Annotated in this window: 3 protein-coding genes; all 3 read left to right on the forward strand. The window is 25.5% G+C overall.

Going from position 1 to position 1,606, the window contains the following annotated elements:
• A partial coding sequence (locus LQU93_RS09815; RefSeq protein ID WP_229933705.1) for a hypothetical protein occupies positions 1 to 472 on the forward strand: 472 nt, incomplete at its 5' end.
• A gap of 470 nt (positions 473 to 942) precedes the next feature.
• Positions 943 to 1,398 (forward strand): hypothetical protein, encoded by a 456-nt coding sequence (locus LQU93_RS09820; RefSeq protein WP_229933706.1) that lies wholly within the window; start codon positions 943 to 945, stop codon positions 1,396 to 1,398.
• A gap of 5 nt (positions 1,399 to 1,403) precedes the next feature.
• Positions 1,404 to 1,606, forward strand: a 203-nt coding sequence (locus LQU93_RS09825; protein WP_229933707.1) for a hypothetical protein, incomplete at its 3' end; no start/stop codon positions are given.

Here is a 1,606-nt window from a genome sequence, read left to right on the forward strand (position 1 = left end):
CTTAGCTGTAGGTGGTGGAGTTACTGCAAATATCGCAACAAAAGAGCTTTCAAGTCTAATACTAAGCCAAACAGCACAAGCTAGTGTAAAAGCTGGATTGATTGGAGGTGGTATAGATACTAGTATGCAAGTTGGAACTCAAATTTACGACCAGGCTATAAATAATAATGGCTATGTAGATTTTAGAGATATAGATTTGAATTATGATAGTATTTTATTTAGTGGAATTGCTGGGGCTACAACTGTGCCAAGTGCAATAAAATCTGGTAAAGAAATTTTATATTCCAGTAAGGCTGCTAGAATAAAATTTACTGATTATTTAAATTCAAAAACTACAAATAGAAAAAATAAAAATTTTGATAGTTTCATACAGCATGGAGAGAATATTTTTAGACATTTAAGTTTTCAATACATAAATGCAGAAACTGTAAATACAATCAAAAACAATACGATTGGTGAAAATAATGAATGATATTAGCAATGCTTTTTGGCGAGAACTTGGTAATAGAGCTATAATTGCAATAGTGCAATATGCCAATCAATATCCAATAGTTGCTTGGCTAATATTGTATGTTTTGGGCTTATTTGTGTTATATTTTTGTCTGAAAATTATATATTGTTCTTTTGATATGTATAAAATGTCTAAAAATATCAGAAATATTAAAATAATATTTATAAGCTCTTTGCCAATAATGATTTATTTCTTTTTCATTATAAAATTTACTATTTATCGGTCTTATGGGTATTTATTATATTTTTGTATTTTTACTTGGATATCTACTTTTGTGATTATGTTTTTTTCATTTAAATACAAAACCAAGTCAATTTCAAGTAATATAACCATAAACAAAAGAAAATCTAATAAGAGAAGTAAAGCAAAATGATTATTCAAAGTTTAAAATTTCAAAAAATGTTAGAAAAATATATAATTAAGAACTGATGATGAATAAAATATTAAAAGTACTTGTTGTTGTATTATTTATTGCATTTGCCGACTATGGTTTTAAATACCCTATCTTTCATTGGATTATTTTTTATTTTTATGCAAATGTAGTAATATATCTAACTATAAAAACTTACATATACTCTAAAAAATTAACCAAAATAGATATTGCAAATTTAATACTTATTTTAGTTTTTTTGCTTTATTTGATTATCTATGGAACAAGAGGTTGGTTAATTTATCCATGCATTTTTACGATATTATCAATGATTGCAGTAGTTATCATAGTTATTGTGCGTCAAAAAATCCAAGATAAGAAAAGAGTTGAAATAATACAATCCAAACCAAAACAAGCTAAATCCAAAGAACCAAAATCCAAAATTCAGCCTAAGAAAACACTAAATTTCAAAAATGTAAAATTAAATCATAAAAACAAATTTGATAAAAGGAACTAAATTTAATGAAATTTATAAACCAACTAATTACTCTTTTTATTTCATTAAATTTAATACTTTCTCAAACTCTTTTTGCAAATTTATCACCTATTAAAACAAACAAAGACCTTTACTCTACAAACATATCATCAAACATAGATGCTAGTGCGGATATGAGGTTGTTTAGTAAAGATGGTAGAGAACAGGTTAAGCAAGAATATGAACAAAT

This window comes from Campylobacter majalis, assembly GCF_905120465.1.
GTDB classification, from domain to species: domain Bacteria; phylum Campylobacterota; class Campylobacteria; order Campylobacterales; family Campylobacteraceae; genus Campylobacter_A; species Campylobacter_A majalis.